The organism is bacterium (assembly GCA_016124905.1).
Classification (GTDB): domain Bacteria; phylum Pseudomonadota; class Alphaproteobacteria; order Rickettsiales; family RI-342; genus RI-342.
This window is the reverse complement of sequence record WGMV01000036.1, coordinates 16,309-38,633: the sequence shown is the minus strand read 5'-3', so window position 1 is coordinate 38,633 and position 22,325 is coordinate 16,309. Positions and strand designations below refer to the sequence as shown.

Below are 22,325 nucleotides of genomic sequence, written 5' to 3'. Positions count from 1 at the left end.
TTACGCGCCAATAAGGCGCGGGACGCGGTCGCGTCCAGTCGCTTTGCTCCGGTTCTTGCTGGCTCGCGCCGCTCGCTATTACGCGCCAATAAGGCGCGGGACGCGGTCGCGTCCAGTCGCTTTGCTCCGGTTCTTGCTGGCTCGCGCTGCTCGCTATTACGCGCTAATAAGGCGCGGGACGCGGTCGCGTCCAGTCGCTTTGCTCCGGTTCTTGCTGGCTCGCGCTGTTCGTTATTACGCGCCAATAAGGCGCGGGACGCGGTTGCGTCCAGTCGCTTTGCTCCGGTTTGGTTATTCCGTCGGCAGGGTCATGAAAGCGTCGGGCGCAGGTGCGGTGCTGGTGGCGACGTCGATATGCTCCACCCGTGCTGCAGGCGGGCCGTCCTGGCAGGCGGCCAGCAGGTCATCCAGTTGTTTTTCCTCGCCGCTGATCACGGCTTCCACCGTGCCTTCGCGCCGGTTGCGCACCCAGCCGGTGATGCCGAGCTGGCGGGCGGTAGCGGCCATCCATGCGCGGTAGCCGACGCCCTGGACGCGGCCGGTGATGATGAGGTGGAGGGTTTTGGGCTTAGGTTCCGACATGTTCCAACCGTGCTGCATTTCCGTTTTTACGGAATAACAAAGAATGTGGGAGGCTAGACGGAGGAAAATCTAAAACCCATAAGGTTTTACATGTTATTGCGTGTGCCGCCGGGCAGGCGCACGGTCAGGCCGTCCAGTTCCTCACTCATGATGATCTGGCAGCCCAGGCGGGAAGTGGATTCCAGCCCGAAGGCGAGGTCCAGCATGTCTTCCTCGGCATCCTCGGCGGTGGCAAGCTTGCCGTACCAGGCTGGATCGACAATCACGTGGCAGGTGGAGCAGGCGAGCGAGCCTTCGCAGGCGCCTTCCAGATCAATGCCGTGCTTGTGCGCCACTTCGAGCACGGAAAGGCCCAGCGGGGCATCCACGGTTTTCTTGTCGCTTCCGTCATAGCTGACGAAGGTCATCTGGGGCATTGGTTTTCTCTCTAAGAGGCGATTTCGACGGCTTCTAACACAGAGTCGGCGATGTTATCAACCTCTTCCGCCGTGGTAAAGCGGCCAATGCCGATGCGGATGGAGGCGCGCGCCAGTTCAGGCTGCACACCGATGGCCTGCAATACGTAGGATGGTTCCAGCGAGCCGCTCGCACAGGCCGAGCCGCTGCTGACCGCCACGTTACGGATGGCGGCGATCAGCTTATCCCCATCCACACCGGCGATGTTGATGTTGAGATTGCCGGGCCAGCGATGCGTGCGATCACCATTGAGGGTGATGGCGCCGTTGCCGCTTTGCAGCCGTGCAAGCAAATGGTTGAAGAAGCCCTGAAGCCGCGTTCTTTCCGCGTCCATCTCCTGCCCCGCGATGCGGGCGGCTTCCCCCAGGCCGACGGCAAGCGCCAGCGGCACGGTGCCGGAGCGCACGCCGCGTTCCTGCCCGCCGCCGTGAAGCAGCGGCTCAATGGCCACGCGCGGGCGGCGGCGCAGGTACAGCGCGCCGATGCCCTGAGGGCCGTAGGCCTTATGGCCGGAAATGCTCATGGCCGCCAGACCAAGCTTTTTGATATTGAGCGGTATCTTGCCGAATGCCTGCGCGGCATCGCTGTGAAAGAGCACGCCTTGTTCCGCGCATAATTTGCCGATGGCTTCCAGCGGCTGAATGGTGCCGATCTCGTTATTGACGGCCATGATGGAGACCAGCAGCGTGTCCGGCTGGATGGCCTGTTGCAGGGTTTCCAGCCTCACCAGGCCGTTTGCCTCCACCGGCAGGATGGTGAGGCGAAAGCCGTCGCGCTCCAGCGAACGAAAGGCATCCAGCACGCATTTATGTTCGGTGGCCTGGGTGATGAGGTGGTGTTTGCCGCTGTGCCGGTGGGCCTGGGCGATGCCTTTGATGGCCAGATTATTGGCTTCCGTCGCGCCTGACGTGAAGATGATTTCCTTTGCCTCGGCGTCGATGCGTTCGGCTATTTGGCTGCGGGCCTGCTCCACGGCGGTTTCCGCCGCCCAGCCATAGGCATGGGCCGTGGCGTGCGGGTTGCCGAAATGGCTGCCGTAAAAGGGCAGCATGGCTTCCAGCACGCGGGGATCAAGCGGGGTGGTGGCCTGATAATCCGCGTAAATGGGAAAGTTCGGTCTCATCGCAATTTGAGGGTATCCGGCCCTTTGCCTTTGTTGATGGGCGCATAGGTCAGCACGCAGCGGTTATTGACGCAGGCCATCAACGGCGCGCCACGGTTGACGCATTGGCACATGGGCTGGGACGGTTTCAGCGGCTCCTTGCAGCGCTTGGCTTTCTCCGCCAGGTAAGCCGCCTTGGCGCTGGTGGCGATGGCTTCGTCATCGCAACAGCTGCTGCAGCTGGTATCGACATAGTCGCAATCCAGCGGTGAGTGGCAGCGTTGCTGGGCCGAGGTCACTTTTCCCTGCTTATCCGCCGCCATGGCTGGAAAGGACACAAGGCAGGCAAGCAAGAACAGGCTGATGAGATGTTTCATCCCGGGCTCCTAATGAACGGGCGGTGAGGTCTTATAACTCAGTTTACACCGGTGATTGACGCAGGTAAACACAGGCGTGCCGAGTGCCACGCATTCGCACACGCCGCCTTGATAACCGGCACAATGTTTACGGTGCAGAAGCTCATAATCCTGTGCGGATGCCTTGGCGATGGCGCGGTATTCGCAGCAGCCGCTGCAGCTGGTGTCGGCATAGTCGCAATCGCTGTCCTGGTTGCATTGCTGCATGCCATGCGGCACGGAAAGCGGGCTGCGGTCATGCGCGGCCATGCTGATGCCAAGCGCCAGCATCAATACGCCCAGTGCAATCATGACGAAATAGCGCATGTGGCCTCCTAACGAACGGGAAGATTCTTGTAGCTCAATTTACAGCGATGGTTCTCGCAGGTAAATACGGGTTCGCCCGGGGGGCGGCATTCGCATACCGGGCCGTTATTATTCGCGCATTGCCTGGTGCGTAGCTGATAGTAAGCCGATTGATGAATGCGGGCAATGGGCTGGTATTGGCAGCAATCGCCGCAATCCGTATCGGCGCGGTCGCAATCGCTATCCTGGCTGCATTGCTGGAACGCTTCCGGCACGGGCAGGTCCACATCCGCATGGGCCGGGAAGGCGATGAGCATCAGGAGCACCATCATCACGTATTTCATGCAGCGCCTTTCATGTTTGCGGATTGCTTGTGCTGTTTCAGCCAGCATTCGGCGGCTTTGGCGAAATCCGCCTCCGTGCTGCCCCAGCCGCCGCTGATGCGGATGGCGCTGTCGGCTTCGTCCTTGCTGATGCCCATGGCTTCCAGCACATGGGAATTACCTACCTTGCCCGAGGTGCAGGCCGAGCCGCTGCTGACGGCGATGCCCGCCAGATCGAAGGCCATGAGCTGCGTGTGGCTGGCCACGAAGCCGTCTTTCCCCCTGGGCATGGAAAGGTTGCTGGTGGTGGGCAGGCGCGGGGCGTTTTTGCCGAAGATGGCAGCGCCCGGCGCGACGGCAAGAATGGCGGCTTCCATCGCATCGCGCCAGATGGCCAGCTTCTCCATGAAGGCAAGATCGATGCATTCCACGGCTTTAGCAAAGCCGACGATGGCGGGGAGGTTCTCGGTGCCCGCGCGGCGGTTCTTTTCCTGCCCGCCGCCGAAGATGAAAGGTTCGATGCCGAAGCAGCTGCCCTGAACCAGCGCCGCCGCGCCCACGGGGCCGCCCATCTTGTGTGCGGAAAGGGTGACGAGATCGGCCCCCAGTTCGCCGATATTGAGCGGTACCCGGCCAAGCGCCTGGGCGGCATCCACATGCATGATGGCATGGTGTTTGCGGGCGATGGCGATGACGGCTTCGAGCGGCTGGATAACGCCCGTTTCGTTGTTGGCGAACATCACGGAAACCAGCGGCTTGGCGGAAGGGTTTTCTGTCAGCAGCGCATCCAGCGCATCCGGCCTGACCAGGCCATTCGCATCCACCGGGATGAGGTGGTGCGGCAGTCCGGATTCCTTTGCCGGGGTGAGGATGGAGGCATGCTCGATGGCGCTGACGAAAAGGGCGGTGGGTTTGGCGGCGTGCAGGGCATGGTTGTTGGCTTCCGACCCGCTGGCGGTGAAGATGAGATTGGCCGGGTCCGCTCCGATGGCGCTGGCGATGCTTTCCCGCGCGCGTTCCACCGCCATGCGGGCTTTACGGCCCGCAGCGTGGATGGAGGAAGGGTTATGCGGCCCGGCCAGCCAGGGCTGCATGGCGTCGATCACTTCCGGGCGCAGTGGCGCGGTGGCGTTGTAATCCAGATACAGCATGTCACTTCTTCTTGCGGCCGGTTTCCCAGCTTTCGGCCATGTCTTCAAGGTCCTCGGTGGTGGGTTCAAGGTTGCGCACCTGCTCTTTCAGGGATTCAACCTCGTGCATCAGGGCTTCGAGCTTGGCCATCATCGGGTCTTCCACCTTGCCGGAGACGGCATAGGCCTGGAATTCGTGGCTCTCTTCCTTTTCCGTGAGCGCACCGGGCGGGCGGGAACGCCGACGACCGTGCTGCAGGGTTCCACGTTGCTGACCACCACGGCGTTGGAACCCACGCGCACATAATCCCCCACCTCGATAGGGCCGAGCAATTGCGCGCCGGAGCCGATGATGACACCATCGCCCACCTGCGGGTGGCGGATGGAGCCTTTCTGGGAGGAAATGGGAGAAACCCCGCCCAGGGTCACGCCATGGTAAATGGAGACATCGTCGCCGATACTGGCGGTTTCGCCAATGACGACGCCCATGCCGTGATCGATGAAAAAACGCTGGCCGATGCGGGCGGCGGGGTGGATCTCCACCCCGGTCATGAAGCGGGCGAACTGGGACATGACGCGCGCCAGCAGCTTCAGCCCCATGCGGTGCAGCCGGTGGGCCACGCGGTACCACATGACGGCATGCAGGCCGGGTGCGCATAGCAGGACCTCAAGCCGGGAATGGGCGGCCGGGTCGCGCGCCATGTAGGTGTCGATGTCCTGTTTCAGCCTTTTGAGCATAGCTATTCTAAACCTTGCAATTCTATAGGGTTTCGGGTAGAAGCCCCATCTCTGAAAATTTCAGCCAACAAGCGGTTTACTATCCCAAACCGGCCCTCCATGCAGCAATAATCATGTGGGGCTTTATCGTGGAGGTTCCATGCCTGAGGTTATCTTTGCCGGCCCTGAAGGACGCATCGAAGGGCGCTATCAGCCGGCAGAAAAAAAGAACGCTCCGATTGCCGTGGTGCTGCATCCGCACCCGCTTTATGGCGGCACCATGAACAACAAGGTGACCTATTCCATTTACAGCACCTTCGCCAAGCAGGGCTTTGCGGTGCTGCGCTTCAATTTTCGCGGCGTGGGCCGCAGCCAGGGCAAGTTTGACGACGGCAATGGCGAGCTGACCGATGCCGCCACCGCGCTGGACTGGCTGCAGGCCATGAACCCGGATGCCTCCACCTGCTGGGTGGGCGGTTTCTCCTTTGGTTCGTGGATCGCCATGCAGCTGCTGATGCGCCGGCCGGAGCTGGAAGGGTTCCTGTGCGTGTCCCCTCCTGCCAATATGTATGATTTCTCGTTCCTTTCGCCGTGCCCGTCATCCGGCCTGATCATTCAGGGCGATAAGGATGATGTGGTGAATGAGGAGGCCGTGTCCCGCATGGCGGGCAAGCTGGCCAGCCAGCGTGGCGGCAAAATCGATTACCGCGTGGTGCACGGGGCGGACCATTATTACCGCAACCACATGGACGAGCTTTCCACCAACATGGATCAGTATGTGGCCACGCGGATGGAGGATTTCATCCTCAACCGCCGTGCCCGGCCCGATAGAAAGCGCCGCCAGTTGCCGCGCGGCTAACGCCGGTGGTGTTGGGGAAGGTGATGGGCAGGCCTTGTTGCGAGCGTGCGGCGAGGTAGGCAAAGGCATAGGCCTCCAGCGCATCGCCATCCAGCCCGAGTTCATCCACCGTTTTTACTGATTGTAGCTGGCCTTTCAGCCGCTCCAGGATGGCGCGGTTAAGCCTGCCGCCGCCGCACAGCAGCCATTGGCGCGGGGAGGGACTGAAATATTCCGCATGGCGCGCGATGGCATCCGCCGTGAAGGCGGCCAATGTGGCCGCGCCGTCTTCCACGGAAAGATGGGCGACCGGGGATAGGTCGAAATCCGCCGTATCGAAGCTTTTGGGCGGCGGGGCGCTGACGCCCGGGTGCAGCATGAGGGTGGCGAGGGCCATCTCGTCCACCGTGCCTTTCATGGCCAGGTCACCGCCTGCGTCGTAGGCGAGGCCGCTTTTTTCCTCCACCCAGCGGTCGATGAGGCGGTTGCCGGGGCCGGTATCGAAACCCCAGAGCTTTTCGGGGCTTTGACCGTCGCCCACATAGGTGATGTTGGCGATGCCGCCGATATTAACCAGCACGGCGGGGCATTCCAGCTGGCTGGCCACGGCGAGGTGGAAGACGGGCACCAGGGGCGCGCCCTGGCCGCCGAGGGCCACGTCGTTGCGACGGAAGTCGTTGACCACGTTGATGCCGGTGAGGTTGGAAAGCAAGGCGCCGTTACCAATTTGCCAGGTGATGCCCTGCTGCGGCTTGTGGGCGATGGTCTGGCCGTGAAAGCCGATGGCGGTGACGTCTTCCGGTTTCATGTTCGCCTGGGCCAGCAGCTGTTTGACAGCTTCGGCATGGAAGCGCGTCAGGCGATCTTCCACTTCCGGTACCAGCGCGAAATCCTGCATGCTCTGGGCCAGGCGGGTGCGGAATTGCGGCGGGTAAGGCAGGGTCATGGCCGGGCCGTAGGACTGAATGGAGCGCCCATCGGTTTTGAGCAGGGCGGCATCGACGCCGTCCATGGAGGTTCCGCTCATCAAGCCGAGGTACCAACATGGGGAGTGCTGGGCAGGCTGCGAGGTTGTCATGACGCTGTTTTTCTCATAAGAGTGCAGGTGAATTTCAATGGAAAATGCCATGACTACTGCTCAATACCAAGCAAAATCCGGATTTATCCGGGAAGCCGTTCAACGCGGTTTTTTGCATCAGTGTACCGACCTGAAAGGGCTGGATGCGCTGCTGCACGAGGCGGAGCAGAAGAAACAGCCGGTGGCGGCCTATATCGGGTTTGACTGCACGGCGCCTTCTCTGCATGTGGGCAGCCTGATGCAGATCATGCTGCTGCGCCTGTGGCAGAAGCACGGCCACAAGCCCGTGGTGCTGATGGGCGGCGGCACGACGAAAGTGGGCGACCCCTCCGGCAAGGATGAAAGCCGCAAGCTGCTGGACGATGCGGGCATTGCCGCCAACATGGCGGGCATCAAGAAGGTATTTAGCCAGTTTTTGAGTTTTGGTGATGGCGCCAGCGATGCGGTGATGGTGAATAATGCCGACTGGCTGGATAAGCTGAATTACATCGAATTTTTGCGCGATTATGGGCGGCATTTTTCCGTCAACCGCATGCTGAGCATGGATAGCGTGAAGCTGCGGATCGAGCGTGAGCAGCATCTGAGCTTTCTTGAGTTCAATTACATGATTCTGCAGGCGTATGATTTTGTGGAGCTGAACAAGCGTTTCAGTTGCCGGGTGCAGTTTGGCGGGTCGGACCAGTGGGGGAATATCATCAATGGGGTTGAGCTTCAGCGTAAGCTACCGAGCGATACTCCTAGTAATCCGACTTTGTTTAGAGAGCCACTCTTTGGCTTCACCACCCCGCTGCTAACCACCTCCAGCGGTGCGAAAATGGGCAAGACGGCCGCCGGTGCCGTGTGGATGAATGCCGATATGCTCTCGCCATACGATTACTGGCAGTACTGGCGCAATGCGGAGGATGCCGATGTGGGGCGCTTCCTGCGTTATTTCACAGATATGGGTGAGCAGGAGATTGCGGTGTTGGAGCGCGCTGATGGTGCGGCTATCAACGAGGCGAAGAAGCAGCTTGCCACGGCGGTGACGGCGCTTTGTCACGGCAGGGATGCCGCTGAGAAGGCGCAGGCCACGGCGGCGGAGCTGTTCGAGAAAGGCGGCGCGAGCGCCGACATGCCGACCAAGACCATCAGCCGCGATGAGTTGCTGGCGCAGCCGACCGTGGCGCATCTGCTGGCGGCGCTGGAAGTGGCGGCCAGCGTGGGTGAGGCACGTCGTGATATCGAAAAGAACAAGTGCATCAAGTTCAATGACGAGCTGGTGGATAACCCGCAGACGACGACGAGCGATATTCTGAGCCGTTATATGCAGACGGGTGAGGTGAAGCTTTCCAAGGGCAAAAAGCAGCACTGGCTGGTGAAGCTGGCGGCTTAAGTTCTCCCCCCTCCGTCGTCATTCCAGCGAAAGCTGGAATCCATGGATGTATCACTCCTTCTGTTCGCGCGCATTGCACGGTAGGCTGGATTCCAGCTTTCGCTGGAATGACGGTGTGGCTGGAATGAGGAGGTGATTTAGTCGAACAGGCTTGAAACCGAGCGCTCTTCGCTGATGCGTTTGATGGCTTCGCCCAGCAGGGGGGCCATGGAGACGACGCGGATGTTGCGGGCGTTCTTCACTTCTTCCGTCGGCTGGATGCTGTCGGTGATGACCAGCTCTTTCAGGGCGGAGTTGCCCACGCGGGCCACCGCGCCGCCGGAAAGCACGCCATGGGTGATGTAGGCGGTGACGGATTCCGCGCCCTTGTCCATGATGGCCTGGGCGGCGTTGCAGAGCGTGCCGGCGGAATCCACAATGTCATCCACCAGGATGCAGTGACGGCCGGTGACTTCCCCGATGATGTTCATGACCTCGGACACGCCAGCGCGTTCGCGGCGTTTGTCCACGATGGCGAGGTCGGCCTCCAGGCGTTTGGCCAGCGCGCGGGCGCGCACTACGCCGCCCACGTCGGGGGAGACGATGACCGGGCTTTTTTCCTTATAGTTTTTGGCAATGTCCGCCGCCAGCACGGGCGCGGAGTAAAGGTGATCCACCGGGATGTTGAAGAAGCCCTGGATCTGGCCTGCATGCAGGTCCAGCGCCAGCACGCGGTTGGCGCCGGCGGTGGCGATGAGATCGGCCACCAGCTTGGCGGAGCTGGGCGTGCGCGGGCCGGGTTTACGGTCCTGCCTGGCATAGCCGAAATAGGGAATCACCGCCGTGATGCGACGCGCGGAGGCGCGCTTGAGCGCATCCATGCAGATCAGCATTTCCATGAGGTTGTCATTGGCGGGGTAATTGGTGGATTGCAGCAGGAACACGTCTTCACCACGCACATTCTCCAGCACTTCGACGAACACTTCCATGTCCGCGAAGCGGCGAACATTGGCCTTGGTGAGTTCCATGCCCAGATTTTTGGCGACGGCTTCCGCCAGGGGATGATTGCTGTTGCCGGAGAGGAGTTTCATGCGCGCTGCCCTTTGAACGTTGCGCCCTGTAACATTACGGACCGCAAAAGTAAAGATTTGCCCGGCGCCTTAGCCATGATTGACCGGATGTGTCGGCAGCCTGCGATGGTTAAAGCGATCCGCCAGGTTGCGGATGACCACGTAAAAGACCGGGGTGAGCACCAGGCCGAAGAAGGTCACGCCCAGCATGCCGAAGAACACGGCCGTGCCCATGGCCTGACGCATCTCCGAGCCGGGGCCGGTGGCAATCGCCAGCGGCACCACGCCGAGCACGAAGGCAAATGACGTCATGACGATGGGGCGAAGGCGCAAATGGCAAGCCTCGATCACGGCCTCGATGCGGTCGCGCCCATGTTCTTCCAGCTGCTTGGCGAATTCCACGATCAGGATGGCGTTTTTCGCCGCCAGACCGACAAGCACGACCAGGCCGATCTGCGTCAGGATGTTATTGTCCATCCCCCTGAACCAGACGCCGAACATGGCGCACATCACCGACATGGGGACGATCAGGATGATGGCCAGCGGCAGGCTCCAGCTTTCATATTGCGCGGAAAGCACGAGGAAGACGAAGAGCACGGAAAGCGCGAAAATCCAGACGGCCTTGTTGCCGGTCAGCTTTTGCTGGAGCGCAAGTTCGGTCCATTCAAAACCGGCACCGTTGGGCAGGGTTTTGGCGGCGATTTCTTCCATCGCCGTCAGCGCATCGCCCGAGCTGATGCCCGGCGCGGCGTTACCGTTGACCGGAATGGTCGGGAACATGTTGTAACGCTGAACCAGATCCGGCCCGGTGATGCTACGCACATTCACCAGCGTGCCGAGCGGCACCAGCTCGCCCTTGGTGTTACGCGTTTTCAGGCGACCGATATCCTCCGGCTGGACACGGAAATTCTGGTCTGCCTGCGCAGTTACCTGATAGACGCGGCCGAAGATATTGAAGTCGTTCACGTAAGAGGAGCCGAGATAGACCTGAAGCGTCTCAAAGATGTTGCCAATGGGCACGTCCAGCATCTGCGCCTTGGTGCGGTCGATATCCAGATAGACCTGCGGCGTGCTGGAGCTGAAGGTGGTGTAGACGGCCGCCGTGCGGGGGTCCTGGTGGGCGGCGCCGATGACGGCGTTGGTGGCTTCCTGCAGGCGGGCGAGGCCGATGCCGGCCTGATCCTGCACCTGCATCTTGAAGCCGCCCGCCGTGCCAAGACCACGCACCGGCGGCGGGGGCACCACGATGATGAAGGCGTCCTTGATGCCCATCAGGCGGCCCTGCAAGGCGCCGATGACCGACATGGCGTTCTGGTGGTTCTTGACGCGATCCTCAAAGGAGGAAAGCTTGGCGAAGATGGCGGCGGCGTTGGAGGCATTGGTGAAGGTGGCGCCGCTGAAGCCCGCGAAGGCAACCGCATGGTCGACACCGGGGGTTTCGTTGATGATCTTGGAGGCTTCCTTAACAACCGCATCGGTGCGTGAGAGGGACGCGCCGTCCGGCAACTGCAGCACCACAATGGCATAGCCCTGATCAAGCATGGGGATGAAGCCGGTGGGTACGTGGTTGGTGATCCAGCCGGTGACGAGCAAAAGCCCGGCATAGACGGCCAGCACCATGCCCGTGCGCCGGGTGACGGTGGCCACCAGGCCGGAATAGGCATGGCTTGCCTTGTCGAAACGTTCGTTGAACTTGCCTGCGAAACGCGCCAGAAGCAGTTTGATGGGGTTGGAGGTTGGGGCATGGGCCTCACCGCTTTTGGGCTTCAGCAGCATGGCGCCCAGCGCGGGGCTGAGGGTGATGGAGTTGAAAGCCGAAATCAGCGTGGCCACGGCGATGGTGAGGGCGAACTGCTTGTAGAACTGGCCCGAGACGCCCGGCACGAAGGCCGTGGGAATGAACACGGCGGAAAGCACCAGCGCAATGGCGATAACGGCCTTGCCCACTTCGTCCATGGTGCGGTGGGCGGCTTCACGCGGAGACATGCCGTCATGAATGTGGCGTTCGATATTCTCCACCACCACGATGGCGTCATCCACCACGATACCGATGGCCAAAACGAGGCCGAAAAGCGTGAGCATGTTGAGCGAAAACCCGAAGGCGGCCATGACCGCGAAGGTACCGATGAGCGAAACGGGAATGGCCAGAATGGGAATGATGGAGGTGCGCCATGACTGAAGGAACACCAGCACCACGATCACCACCAGGATGGCGGCTTCGAAAATGGTGTGCACCACGGCCTTGATGGATTCGGAGATGAACTCGGTCGGGTTGTAAACGATGGTGTATTCCAGGCCTTTGGGGAAATCCTTCTTCATGCCTTCCATGGCCTTGATGACGCTGTCGGCAGTGGCCAGGGCGTTGGAGCCGGGGCGCTGGAAGATGGCGATGGCAACGGCGGGCTTGTTGTCCAGGTAGCTGTTGGTACCGTACTCCTTGGCGCCGAGTTCGACCCGGGCGACATCTTTCAGACGCGTAATCTGGCCGTCCTCACCGGTTTTGATGATGACGTTTTCGAACTGTTCGGTATTCTCAAAGCGGCCCTGGGTGGAGACCACAAACTGAAAGGCGTTTTTGCCCATGCTGGGCGGCTGGCCGAGCGTGCCGCTGGATACCTGGCTGTTCTGTTCCCGCAGGGAGCCCACCACATCGCCGGGGCTGAGGCCGTAGGTGGCGAGTTTGTCGGGGTCCAGCCAGACGCGGAGCGAATATTCCCGTGCGCCGAAGAGCATGATGTTGCCGATGCCGTCCAGACGCGCCAGGCGGTCCTTCACGCGCAGCAGGGCGTAGTTGGAGATGTAGAGCTGATCCAGGCTTTCATCCGGTGAGCGCAAGTGCACCACCATCATCAGGTCGGGCGAGCTTTTTTGCGTTACCACGCCGAGGCGGCGCACTTCCTCCGGCAGGCGGGGAAGGGCGGTGTTGACGCGGTTCTGCACCAGTACCTGCGCCTTGTCGAGATCGGTGCCGAGCTTGAAGGTGATGGTCAGCCCCATGGTGCCATCGCTGGTGGATTGCGAGGACATGTAGAGCATGTCTTCCACACCGTTGATCTCCTGTTCCAGCGGGGTGGCCACGGTGGCGGCGATGGTTTGCGAGTTGGCGCCGGGATAGACGGCGCGCACCACGATGGTGGGGGGCACCACCTCCGGATATTGCGCAACCGGCAGCAGGAAATAGGCAATCAGGCCCACCACCGTGATGACGATGGAAATCACGGAGGCGAAAATCGGGCGGTCGATGAAGAAGTGGCCTAGTTTCACTGGGATTTGCCTTCGGCTTTGGTGTCGGCTTTCGTGGTGGGGGCATCGGCTGCCGGGGGCATGGTGATGTCCTCTGCCTGATCAGCGGGCGCTGTTGCCGGGGCCTGCGCGGAGACCGGAGGGGCGACGTTCAAAACAGGCGCCTTTTGAGGTTCCGGCTGGGTTGCCGGTGCGGCTTCACCTGCGGGAGCCGAAGCAGGAGCATCGGCATTTTCCGAATGGGCGGCTTCGGCCGGCGGTGCGGTTTCATCCCCGGCAGGGGCTTCCGGCTGTTGCGCCACGGGGGTGGAATCCGCCGGTGCCTGTGTGGAATCCGTCGAGGCGGTGATGGTGCCGTTTTCCGGCGTTACCGGCGCGCCTTCATGGGCGCGTTGCATGCCGCGGATGATGATGCGCTCGTTGCCGGTCAGGCCCTCCTTGATGACGCGAAGGCCGTCGGACATGGGGCCAAGCACCACGTTGACGGGCTTGACCATGTTCTTTTCATCCACCACGAAGACATATTTGCGCGACTGGTCGGTCATTACAACGTCTTCAGGCACCAGCAGGGTTTCGTATTCACCGCTGCCCTGAAGGCGCACACGGCCGAACATGCCGGGAGCCAGCAGCCCATCGGGGTTGGGCAGCACGGCGCGGCCGCGCATGGTGCCCGTACCACGGCTGATCTGGTTATCCACGAAGTCCATATGGCCTTCGTGACTAAAGATTTTCTCATCGGCCAGGGCCACGTAGACCGGGTTGGCGTTTTCGCGGCTGCTTGGGCGGTCGCCGCTGTGGGCCAGGCGCACGTATTTCAGGTAGCTTTGCTCATCCACATCGAAATAGAGATGGATGGGGTCCAGCGAGACGATGGTGGTCAGCAGCGTGGAATCCGCCGTGCCGCCGGTCACGAGGTTGCCCTCGGTGACATAACGGCGTGAAATACGGCCGGAAACGGGGGCGGTGACCCGGGTGAATTCCAGGTCGAGCTTGGCTTTTTCCACAGCCGCCAATGCAGATTGAAGCTGGGCCTCGGCCTGACGTTTGGCCTCGGTACGTTCATCCACGACCTTTTCCGCAATCGCGCCGGTTTTGATGAGTTTTTTGCCGCGTTCCAGGTCGGCCGCGGTGAAGGTGATGCGGGCCTTGGCCGCGGCGATATCGGCCTGTGCCTGTTTCAGGGCAGTCTGGTAGGGGCGCGGATCGATGATAAAGAGCAGATCGCCCTTATTGACCATGGCGCCTTCCTTGAAGTGGATGGAATCCAGGTAGCCGCCGACGCGGGCGCGCACATCCACGGTTTCCACGGCTTCAAAGCGGCCGGTATATTCATCCCATTCGGTGATGGTTTTGCGCAGCGGGGTGGCAACGGTGACCGGCGGCGGGGGCATCTGCCCACCGGGACCACCGGGGGCGCCGCCGGGACCGCCCGGGCCTGCCTGGCCATTGCCGCCAATCAGCAGCCAGCCGCCAATCAGCACAACCGCTAAAATGATGAAAAACAAAGGCTTGCGATTGCGACCGAGTGACATGCCCGTGATACCTTGGAATAATTTTAAGTATGGTTGTTAGGTGTTTAAGGGAGAAAAGTTAAAACTTAAAGCCCAATTTTGCGTGGCAACAAAAACTCTCGATGCCGTGATAATAGTGTAAAACCTTCATCATTCCTCCGCCAGTGTGAGGATAAGTTTCAGCAGCCCCGGGAAGCGGGCATTGATGTCTTCCACCCGCACGGTGTTGCGATGTTCCACCCCCTGTTTGGTGGTGTGAATCAACCCCGCCTCGCGCAAAATGCGAAAATGGTTGGACAGGGTGGATTTGGGAATGCTTGGGCAGGGCGATGCCTCCGAACAGGAAAGGCAGCCTTTTTCCGCCAGCAGGCTTTGGATGATCTTGATACGAAGCGGATCCGCCAGTGCGGCGAGGACGCCGCTCAGGGTGATGTCTTCCGGTGAGGGGTGAAGGAAGGTTGCCATGGGGGGCTGATAGCACAGATAGTTCGGTTGTTCAATAATATCGAATTATGGCGCTTTCATTCGCCACCTTCAGGTTTTTTTAACGAGCTGAAGGTAGGAGAATGATGATGGCCCTGATGCATGGGGCGTTCAGGCAGGTAGCTCATGAAACCGAATTTTTTTGCCGGCATTCGTCAGCATGCCGCAAGCTTGACGGCACTGCGCGATGGCGTGCTTGCGTTTGTGGTGGTACTGGCGGTAGCGGCGCTGACGGGCTACGCGGTTTATGTGCGTGCTTCCGAAGGGTTGAAGCAGGAAGTTCAGAGTTATCTTTACAGCCTTGCCGGCACGGCGTCGGAGCTGACGGACGGGGATTTGCACCAGCTCATCACCAGGCCGGAAGACAAGCATAACGAAACCTATGAAAAAGTACGCGCGCCCTATTTCAAGCTGCTGCGCGCCAACCCCAACATCGCGTTCATCTACACGGTGATCGAACAAGAGGGGAAAATCTATTTCATCCTGGATTCTAAGATACTAAAGCCGGGTGAGAAGGACGATACCTCCGATGTGATGGAGGAATATACGGATGCGACCGATCGGATGAAAGAAGCGCTGCGCACCCGCTCCCGCCTGGTGGAGGATGAGGCCTATACGGATGAATGGGGTACATTCCTGAGTGGTTATGCGCCGATTTATAACAGCAAGAAGCAGTTTGTGGGCATTGTGGGGGCGGATATCCGCCTGACGGATTATCTGGCCCACCTGGCCAAAATCAAGCAGGCGCTGATGATCGGCATGGGCATTGCAGGGCTGGCTTCCATTCTGGCCGGGGCTGGCGTGTGGTGGGTGCGGCGCAACGCGCTTCAGGCGGCCGAACTCAACCGCCAGCAGCAGGCACGGATGACGGCGATGGAAGCCGCGCAGAAGGAAGAGCATGAGCGCCAGAAAACCGAAACGGAAAAGGCTAAACGCGAGGCGATGCACAGCCTGGCGGACAGCTTTGAGTGTTCCGTGAAGGGTGTGGTGTCCAGGCTGGCGGAATCCGCCGATGCCATGCAGCAGAATGCCGAGGCCATGACGAGCATTTCGGCCGATACGAAGCAGCGAAGCAGCCAGGTGGCCGCTGCCTCGCAGGAGGCGGTGCAGATTTCCATGGAGGTTTCCACCGCGGCAGACGAGCTTTATGCCTCCATCCGTGAAATCAGCACGCAAACGCTCAAATCCAATCAGATCGCGGGAAGCGCCTCCACCCAGGCTCAGACGGCCAAGCGCGCCATCGAATCCCTGGCGGAAAAATCCGGCCATATCGGCGAAATTATTCAGCTCATCACCAGCATTGCCGCCCAGATCAACCTGCTGGCGCTGAACGCGACCATCGAAGCGGCGCGTGCCGGCGAAATGGGCAAGGGATTCGCCGTAGTGGCGGGTGAGGTGAAGACCCTTGCCAGCCAGGTGGCCAAGGCAACCCATGACATCACGGAACAGATCGCCGAGATGCAGGCCGCGACCAATGGTTCGGTGAGCGCGGTGATGGACATCATCGGCATTATCAGCCAGGTTTCCAACAGCACGGAAACCGTTGCGGCTGCGGTGGAAGAACAATCCGCCGTAACCAGTTCCATCGCGCAGAATATTTCGATCAGCTCCCAGGGGGCGCAAAAAATATCGCAGCATATCGAAGGCGTGCAGCAAGGGGCGGAGCGTACCGGCGAGAATGCCCAGCATGTGCTGGAATCCGCCAGGGATCTGGGCAAACAGTCACAGCTGTTGGCAGAGAAGGTAAACCATTTCCTCGAAAGCATTCGCGGCTGACGGGCAACCCTGTTGCGCCATGGCACAGGGCCGTTATTTCGCTTCACGCAGGTTTAAACCCAGCGGTTTACGCATAGGCTGTTCCACCATTTCAGGGATTGTTTATGCTCCGTTTGACATCCGCCATGCGCGACCGTGCCGCACGCCTGGAGGCGCTCGATAAATCGCAGGCAAGTATCGAATTCTCACTGGACGGCACCATCCTTGATGCGAATGAAAATTTCCTTCGCACCATGGGGTATGAGTGGGAGGAGATATCGCGGCAGCACCACCGCATGTTCGTGGAGCCAACCCATGCGGAGAGCATGGAATACCGGCAGTTCTGGGACAGATTGCGCCAGGGTGAATTCCAATCGGCCGAATATAAGCGGGTGGGCAAGGGTGGAAAGGAAGTGTGGATTCGCGCGACCTACAGCCCGGTGATGGGGCGCGACGGCAAGCCCCAGAAAGTGGTGAAATACGCCCTGGATGTGACCGAGCAGAAACGGCTTATCGCCGATTATGTGGGGCAGATCGAGGCGCTCGGCAAATCGCAGGCGGTGATCCATTTCAATACGGATGGGTTTATTCTTCATGCCAATGAGAACTTCCTGCGCGCCATGGGCTATGAGCTGGATGAAATCAAGGGTAAGCATCACCGCATGTTTGTGGAGGCCGACCAGGCCACAAGCCCGGATTATTATACATTCTGGCAAAGGCTGGCGCAGGGGGAATATCAATCCGCCGAATATAAGCGACTGGGCAAAAACGGGCGGGAAATATGGATTCAGGCCAGTTACAACCCCATATTCGGCAATGATGGAAAAGTGGTGAAAATCGTCAAATACGCCACTGACATCACCCGGCAGAAATTGGAATATGCCGATTATATCGGGCAGATCGACGCGGTGAATAAATCCCAGGCGGTGATTCATTTTGACATGCAGGGAAATATCCTGGATGCCAACCGCAATTTTCAGCAGACCATGGGATATGAGCTGGATGAGATCAAAGGCAAGCATCACCGCATGTTTGTGGACGGTGCAGAAGCCAACAGCCAGGCTTATCACGATTTCTGGTATCGCCTGAATAACGGCGAATTTCAGGCAGCCGAATATAAGCGCGTGGCAAAGGGGGGCAAGGAAGTGTGGCTTCAGGCGACCTATAACCCCATTTTCGACATGAACGGCAGGCCTTTCAAAATCGTCAAATACGCCACCGACATTACGCAGCAAAAGCTGCGTGTGGCGGAATATGTAGGGCAGATCGACGCGGTGAACAAATCCCAGGCGGTGATCCATTTCGACATGGATGGCAATATCCAGGAAGCGAATGAGAATTTTCTGCGCGCGATGGGCTACCATCTTGATGAAATCAAGGGCAGGCATCACCGCATGTTTGTGGAGCCGGACTATGCCACGGGGGCGGAATATCAGGAATTCTGGCGCAGGCTGAATAACGGCGAGTATCAGTCCGGCGAATATAAACGGCTGGGCAAGGGCGGGCGCGAGGTGTGGATTCAGGCCAGCTATAACCCGATTCTCGACATGAGTGGTAAGCCGTTCAAGGTGGTGAAATACGCCGTGGATATCACCGGGCAGATGGCTGCGCGCAAGGAAGTGGCCAGCAGCACCGACCAGGCGCTGATGAATGTGCAGGCGGTGGCGGCATCGGTGGAGGAGATGAACAGCTCCATTTCCGAAATCGCCCGCACCATGGGGCTTTCACGCGAGACGATCGAGAATATCTGCGTCAAGATGGGCGATGTGGATACGGCGACCAAGCAGCTTCAGGAAGCTGCTACCGCCATGGATAACGTGGTGCAGATGATCCAGAAAACGGCTGACCAGATCAGCCTGCTGGCGCTGAACGCCACCATCGAATCCGCCCGGGCGGGCGAAGCAGGCAAGGGGTTTGCCGTGGTGGCGGGGGAGGTGAAGAACCTCGCCAACCAAACCACCAATGCCACGGGACAGATATCGCACGAGATTCAGGCGATGCAGACCATGTCGTCGCAGGTGGCGGAAGCATTGAACGGCATTGCCAGTTCCATCAATTCTGTGCGGGAATTCATCTCGGGCATTGCCTCGGCCATTGAGGAACAGACAGCCGTAACAAAGGAGATCACCAGCAACATGCACAACGCCTCCAGCCGGGTGGCGGCCATCAGCGATAGCGTAAACAAGATTGTGAAAGTGGCTTAAGCGCGGACGGCTTCCTCGCTGTTGGCCTGGCGGATGCCGGAAAGGCGGAGGAGGACGTTGCCATCATAATGGCCAAGGCGCTTGCTGTCGGATGTGTCGCAGACCCAGAGGTCGTTGAAGATGAGGTTGACCAATTCGCCGTCCGGGTTCTGGGCAAAATTGACGCCATCGAAATGGCCATCCTGCACGATGGCGCAGGTGAGGTCGTCACCTCGCTCGGCGTAAAGCTCCTGCGTACGGGTGCGAAACTGTTCCAACTGACCGCTGGTGTAGAGGCTGCCATATTCCTCCTCCGGGAAGATGGCTTCCAATACGCCGGGATGCAGCACGTATTTGAGCGGCGGCGTCAGCATGGTGGATTGCAGAAAGCCTTCGTAATAGGTTTCACCGCCGAAGGTGAAGGCCTTCCGCTTGCTGTGTTCACCGGCCAATTGGCGTGAGGGGGCGGGAAGGTTCAGAATGGCGGCGTCGAGCCGGTCGGCATCCATTTCATCATACAGGCCGAGGCCAAATGGTTCTTTTGCGTGGATGATGATGGAATCCTCCGCCATATCCCAAATATGCAGCCTGTCTGGCTGGGGGAGCGCGAAAAAATCATCAATGGAACGGTAGGCATCGAAAAAGTTTTTCACCTTGTTCAAGATGCCCGGCGCGCTGGAAACCCCGGCATAGAATTCCTCAATGGCGGCAATGCTGATGAGTGGCTTATCCGCCCAGCCCTGGCGGTAATATTCGGCATGTTCATCAAAGAATCGGCGCACCATGTAGAGCATTTGCGTGCGGTTGACCGTGAACTGCCAGCCATTTTCGTCGTTTTTGACGGCCTTGGAGCCTTTGTCGGTCTCGATGTAATAGGCGGTGATGACCGATGCCAGCCAACGTGTTTTATCTTTAGCAAAATCATAGCCAGCCTCATCCAGCAGCCGGTAAATCGGGCGACGTGGCGGAAGGGGAGATGCGTCAGCTAGAAAGGTGGCGGTGCTGGTGGTCATGGTCGGTCCTGCATATTCCGACCGGATAAGTATCAGATATTTGTGACAGTTTGGTCTAACTAATTGGCGTAGGTAAGCTGTACCTGGCCTGTTTTACGGTTAAACAGGTAAATGCGCACATTGCCGTCCGCTATTCTGTCGGGAGACATGCCCATAAACCTCATCATGCTGGAAGCTTCTCCGGCAATAATGACCAGGTATTCCTTCACGGGAATGATGGTTATGCCTTTTGAGCTTGAGCCTTTCGCATAAACGTCGTCAATGCCGGGAAATGATGAAAGGTTTAGCCGGTCGCGTCTGACAATCATGCCATCGTTGTTAATGTAATACATCTCTTCAGCATAAGGATACCTCAGGGCGATAACACTATCTGTGAATTCGTCATAATTAAGGCCGCCCAGGTCAACCTGCTGCAGGCTGGCAGCTGTCCATGTTTTTTTATTAATATCATAGGTATACATGAAACCTTCGCCGCCAAGCGTGCTAATCATGAGGCGTTTTGACCGTGAATTGTAGGTTATGCCCGTTGGGTGCTCCATGGGGGGAATGTTTGCGCCCAAGGGAATGGTTTGGATAACCTGACCATTTTCATTAAGTTTCTGAAGTTCATACTTATTCATTTGCTCAGCTTGCAATTGTTGCATACGCATCCGCTGTTCCGCCCATTGTGCGGATGGGGCCTGCCCAGGTTGAGGCATTACAGGCACCTGCTGCATGCGAGGAGGAATGCTTCGTTTAATCATGTAATATTCGTTAGTGTCTGGAACATAGGCTGTGTTCAGCAGATTTTGCGTCATGGGTTTTATAAGCTGGCCGGACAGGGAGTATGTTCCAGCCACACCATTTAATATGGTTTTAAATGTGATTGAAGGAAGCTGATCAGCAGGCGTTACGGCCAGGCGGACTTTCTGAAGTTTGGAATCGGAAATGATCTCGTTTACACGAAACCCGCCAATCGGTGGGCCGATGCTTGAGGCAAAGCTTTCGATCTTGTCATGACCCGTTATTTTTTCCACGCTGCGCAGAAAGGATTGAAGATTATTTTCTTCAGTCCGCTCATTTCCGTCAAACTGAATGGCTGAGGGATAATCGGCCCCGTTTAGCGTAATGACAGGCCGCATGTAGTTGCGCGTCCCGCTGGATGTAAAAATATGAGAAACCTGAGTATTGTTGGCGGTTTTGATGTCCCATACCTGCGAATTGTCGTCCGATATTAGAATTAATGCGACGTTCTTTCCAGGCCTGTTCACTTCTACCACGGCAGGCCCACCCTTGGCGAGTTTTAGAACATGGATTTCGGTTTCTTTTGGAAGCACCAATTGGGATAGTGAGCCCGGTGCCGCAATAAATTCCAGTGGTTGTTGTGAAGCGATGACAGGTTGTCCTGCCGATGGGGTAGCTGGTACCACAGCCGAATTGTTTATGGATGCAGTCGGTGCTGTGGCATATGATGGGATAGGAGCCGTGGCATCAATAAAGCGTTCACCAATCAGATAGGCGATGATTGCGAGCAGCAAGATGTAGATGATGGCATTCTTGTTAGGCATGGCACTACCAATTTTAGGCGGTATATTTTTCTACCATGCAACCATTAATGATGGGTTTATGAAAAGGTTGGGCTAAATGGGCGCAGATGAACCATAGTCCGCTTCAGTCAGCAGGCGGTGTACGGCAGGATTCCACCATCTAATTATTCGGTCAGACAGTTTAAGGGTTTAGACCTTCTTGAGAAATTCGGTCCTCAATACCAGGCCTTTGACCTTTTCGGCGTTGCACTCGATCTCGTCCTCATCGTGCGTGAGGCGGATGTTTTTGATGAGCGTGCCGCGTTTGAGCGTCACAGAGGTGCCTTTCACCTTCAGGTCCTTGATGAGGGTGACCGAATCGCCATCGGTTAGTTTGGTGCCGTTGCTGTCTCTGGTTTCCATTGTCGCTTTTCCGCATGCTGTTTGCCGCATGCTACGCCAGATGAGGGGCTGGCGGCAAATGCAAAGGTATAAATATTTCCCGCCTCAGCGGCTGCCCGCCCATGCGGGCGGGCAGGAGGCGTTAGAAATGGTACCTGACGCCCGCTTCGATGTTGCTCTCATGCAGGGAGCTGAGTTTGACATCGCCCGTTGGGGTGGCGTATTGCGGGCTGGTGGTGCCCAGGTAACGGTAACCAAGTGACCAGGCCGTGCGCGGCATCGAATCCGGCGTGTAGGAAACACCCGCCATGAACTGATAGCCAAGCTGGTTGTCGCTGTCGTCGGTCATACCAAGGCCGTTATTCTTGTTCAGCTGGATATTCGCATCGCCAATACCTGCGCCCACATAGGGGGTGAAGGCGGTGCCGGTGTGCATGTCGTAATAAATGTTGGCCATGGCCGTGGCGATTTTAAGGTCACCTTTCGGGTTGGTGTTGGTAACGCCACCGGCGGTGATTTCGTTCAGGCCCATGGCGTGATAGCCACCTTCAACCTCAAAGCGTACATCGCCGCTTTGGTTGTTGAGCGCGGCGGGCTGATAGCCGAGCGCCAGGTTGCCGCCGCTGCTGACATCGTATTTTATCTTGCCACTGGTCGTGCCGCTGATGGAGGTGTTGTCGGGAAAGGAAACGCCGCCACTGGCGCTGGCATACCAGGGGTCATTGGGACCGGCGGCAAGGGCATTTGCGGCAGACAGGCCGAACGCAAGCAAGGCGACGGCGGAGGCAAGGGTTTTCATAACGGCTCCTTGAACAGGTTAAGGCGGCATGCCGCCACTTGCACCGCTTTAAAAGCGCAACCTTAAGCCAGGCTGAAGGGAAT

21 protein-coding genes are annotated in these 22,325 nt (G+C 58.7%); 4 read left to right on the top strand and 17 right to left on the bottom strand.

The window, feature by feature from the left end; all coding sequences use genetic code 11:
* Positions 1–291: 291 nt before the first annotated feature.
* From GC177_09365 to cysE, 8 genes are all read right to left on the bottom strand, one after another.
* Complete coding sequence (locus GC177_09365; protein MBI1276164.1) at positions 292–582, bottom strand: acylphosphatase; 291 nt, start codon at positions 580–582, stop codon at positions 292–294.
* An 86-nt stretch (positions 583–668) separates the two neighbouring features.
* On the bottom strand, positions 669–998 hold the full coding sequence (locus GC177_09360) for a 2Fe-2S iron-sulfur cluster binding domain-containing protein (GenBank protein ID MBI1276163.1): 330 nt from the start codon (positions 996–998) through the stop codon (positions 669–671).
* An 11-nt stretch (positions 999–1,009) separates the two neighbouring features.
* Entirely contained in the window at positions 1,010–2,161 is a 1,152-nt protein-coding gene (locus GC177_09355) for an aminotransferase class V-fold PLP-dependent enzyme (GenBank protein MBI1276162.1), read from the bottom strand.
* A complete protein-coding gene (locus tag GC177_09350) occupies positions 2,158–2,517 on the bottom strand; it encodes a hypothetical protein (GenBank protein MBI1276161.1) in 360 nt (119 codons plus the stop codon). Before GC177_09350 ends, GC177_09355 begins: the two co-directional genes overlap by 4 nt.
* Before the next feature lie 9 nt (positions 2,518–2,526).
* Positions 2,527–2,862 carry a hypothetical protein gene (locus GC177_09345; protein MBI1276160.1) on the bottom strand — a complete coding sequence of 112 codons (336 nt, stop codon included), beginning with the start codon at positions 2,860–2,862 and terminating at the stop codon, positions 2,527–2,529.
* A gap of 8 nt (positions 2,863–2,870) precedes the next feature.
* The gene (locus tag GC177_09340; protein ID MBI1276159.1) at positions 2,871–3,176 is read right to left on the bottom strand and encodes a hypothetical protein; all 306 of its coding nucleotides are present in this window, start codon (positions 3,174–3,176) and stop codon (positions 2,871–2,873) included.
* 5 nt (positions 3,177–3,181) lie between these two features.
* Positions 3,182–4,315: an aminotransferase class V-fold PLP-dependent enzyme gene (locus tag GC177_09335; protein MBI1276158.1), complete on the bottom strand. Its 1,134-nt coding sequence runs from the start codon at positions 4,313–4,315 to the stop codon at positions 3,182–3,184.
* Between the two features lie 129 nt (positions 4,316–4,444).
* Positions 4,445–5,032 (bottom strand): serine O-acetyltransferase, encoded by a 588-nt coding sequence (cysE, locus tag GC177_09330; GenBank protein MBI1276157.1) that lies wholly within the window; start codon positions 5,030–5,032, stop codon positions 4,445–4,447.
* 139 nt (positions 5,033–5,171) lie between these two features.
* On the opposite strand from cysE, the gene GC177_09325 reads away from it, so the two are divergent.
* The gene (locus GC177_09325) at positions 5,172–5,870 is read left to right on the top strand and encodes an alpha/beta fold hydrolase (protein MBI1276156.1); all 699 of its coding nucleotides are present in this window, start codon (positions 5,172–5,174) and stop codon (positions 5,868–5,870) included.
* Here GC177_09325 and GC177_09320 read toward each other — a convergent pair.
* Positions 5,818–6,927, bottom strand: coding sequence for an anhydro-N-acetylmuramic acid kinase (locus GC177_09320; GenBank protein ID MBI1276155.1), 1,110 nt, complete (start codon positions 6,925–6,927; stop codon positions 5,818–5,820). The genes GC177_09325 and GC177_09320 overlap by 53 nt on opposite strands.
* Before the next feature lie 49 nt (positions 6,928–6,976).
* Here GC177_09320 and GC177_09315 point away from each other — a divergent pair, with 49 nt between their 5' ends.
* Positions 6,977–8,299, top strand: a complete 1,323-nt coding sequence (locus GC177_09315) for a tyrosine--tRNA ligase (GenBank protein MBI1276154.1) — start codon at positions 6,977–6,979, stop codon at positions 8,297–8,299.
* Positions 8,300–8,436: 137 nt separating this feature from the next.
* Here GC177_09315 and prs read toward each other — a convergent pair whose 3' ends face one another.
* The 4 genes from prs to GC177_09295 form a co-directional block, all read right to left on the bottom strand.
* Positions 8,437–9,369 (bottom strand): ribose-phosphate diphosphokinase, encoded by a 933-nt coding sequence (gene prs, locus GC177_09310; GenBank protein MBI1276153.1) that lies wholly within the window; start codon positions 9,367–9,369, stop codon positions 8,437–8,439.
* Between the two features lie 69 nt (positions 9,370–9,438).
* On the bottom strand, positions 9,439–12,612 hold the full coding sequence (locus GC177_09305; GenBank protein MBI1276152.1) for a multidrug efflux RND transporter permease subunit: 3,174 nt from the start codon (positions 12,610–12,612) through the stop codon (positions 9,439–9,441).
* Entirely contained in the window at positions 12,609–13,982 is a 1,374-nt protein-coding gene (locus tag GC177_09300; GenBank protein MBI1276151.1) for an efflux RND transporter periplasmic adaptor subunit, read from the bottom strand. Before GC177_09300 ends, GC177_09305 begins: the two co-directional genes overlap by 4 nt.
* A 270-nt stretch (positions 13,983–14,252) precedes the next feature.
* Positions 14,253–14,567, bottom strand: a complete 315-nt coding sequence (locus GC177_09295; protein MBI1276150.1) for a helix-turn-helix domain-containing protein — start codon at positions 14,565–14,567, stop codon at positions 14,253–14,255.
* A 144-nt stretch (positions 14,568–14,711) separates the two neighbouring features.
* On the opposite strand from GC177_09295, the gene GC177_09290 reads away from it, so the two are divergent.
* Together GC177_09290 and GC177_09285 are read left to right on the top strand one after the other, a co-directional pair.
* Positions 14,712–16,361 (top strand): hypothetical protein, encoded by a 1,650-nt coding sequence (locus GC177_09290; GenBank protein MBI1276149.1) that lies wholly within the window; start codon positions 14,712–14,714, stop codon positions 16,359–16,361.
* 104 nt (positions 16,362–16,465) lie between these two features.
* Positions 16,466–18,544, top strand: coding sequence for a PAS domain-containing protein (locus GC177_09285; GenBank protein ID MBI1276148.1), 2,079 nt, complete (start codon positions 16,466–16,468; stop codon positions 18,542–18,544).
* On the opposite strand, the gene GC177_09280 is transcribed toward GC177_09285, so the two are convergent.
* The 4 genes from GC177_09280 to GC177_09265 form a co-directional block, all read right to left on the bottom strand.
* Positions 18,541–19,536, bottom strand: coding sequence for a hypothetical protein (locus tag GC177_09280; protein ID MBI1276147.1), 996 nt, complete (start codon positions 19,534–19,536; stop codon positions 18,541–18,543). The genes GC177_09285 and GC177_09280 overlap by 4 nt on opposite strands.
* Before the next feature lie 59 nt (positions 19,537–19,595).
* A complete protein-coding gene (locus tag GC177_09275) occupies positions 19,596–21,083 on the bottom strand; it encodes a hypothetical protein (protein ID MBI1276146.1) in 1,488 nt (495 codons plus the stop codon).
* A 168-nt stretch (positions 21,084–21,251) separates the two neighbouring features.
* Positions 21,252–21,464, bottom strand: coding sequence for a PhnA protein (locus GC177_09270; protein ID MBI1276145.1), 213 nt, complete (start codon positions 21,462–21,464; stop codon positions 21,252–21,254).
* A gap of 121 nt (positions 21,465–21,585) precedes the next feature.
* Positions 21,586–22,242 (bottom strand): outer membrane beta-barrel protein, encoded by a 657-nt coding sequence (locus GC177_09265; GenBank protein MBI1276144.1) that lies wholly within the window; start codon positions 22,240–22,242, stop codon positions 21,586–21,588.
* Positions 22,243–22,325: the final 83 nt, after the last annotated feature.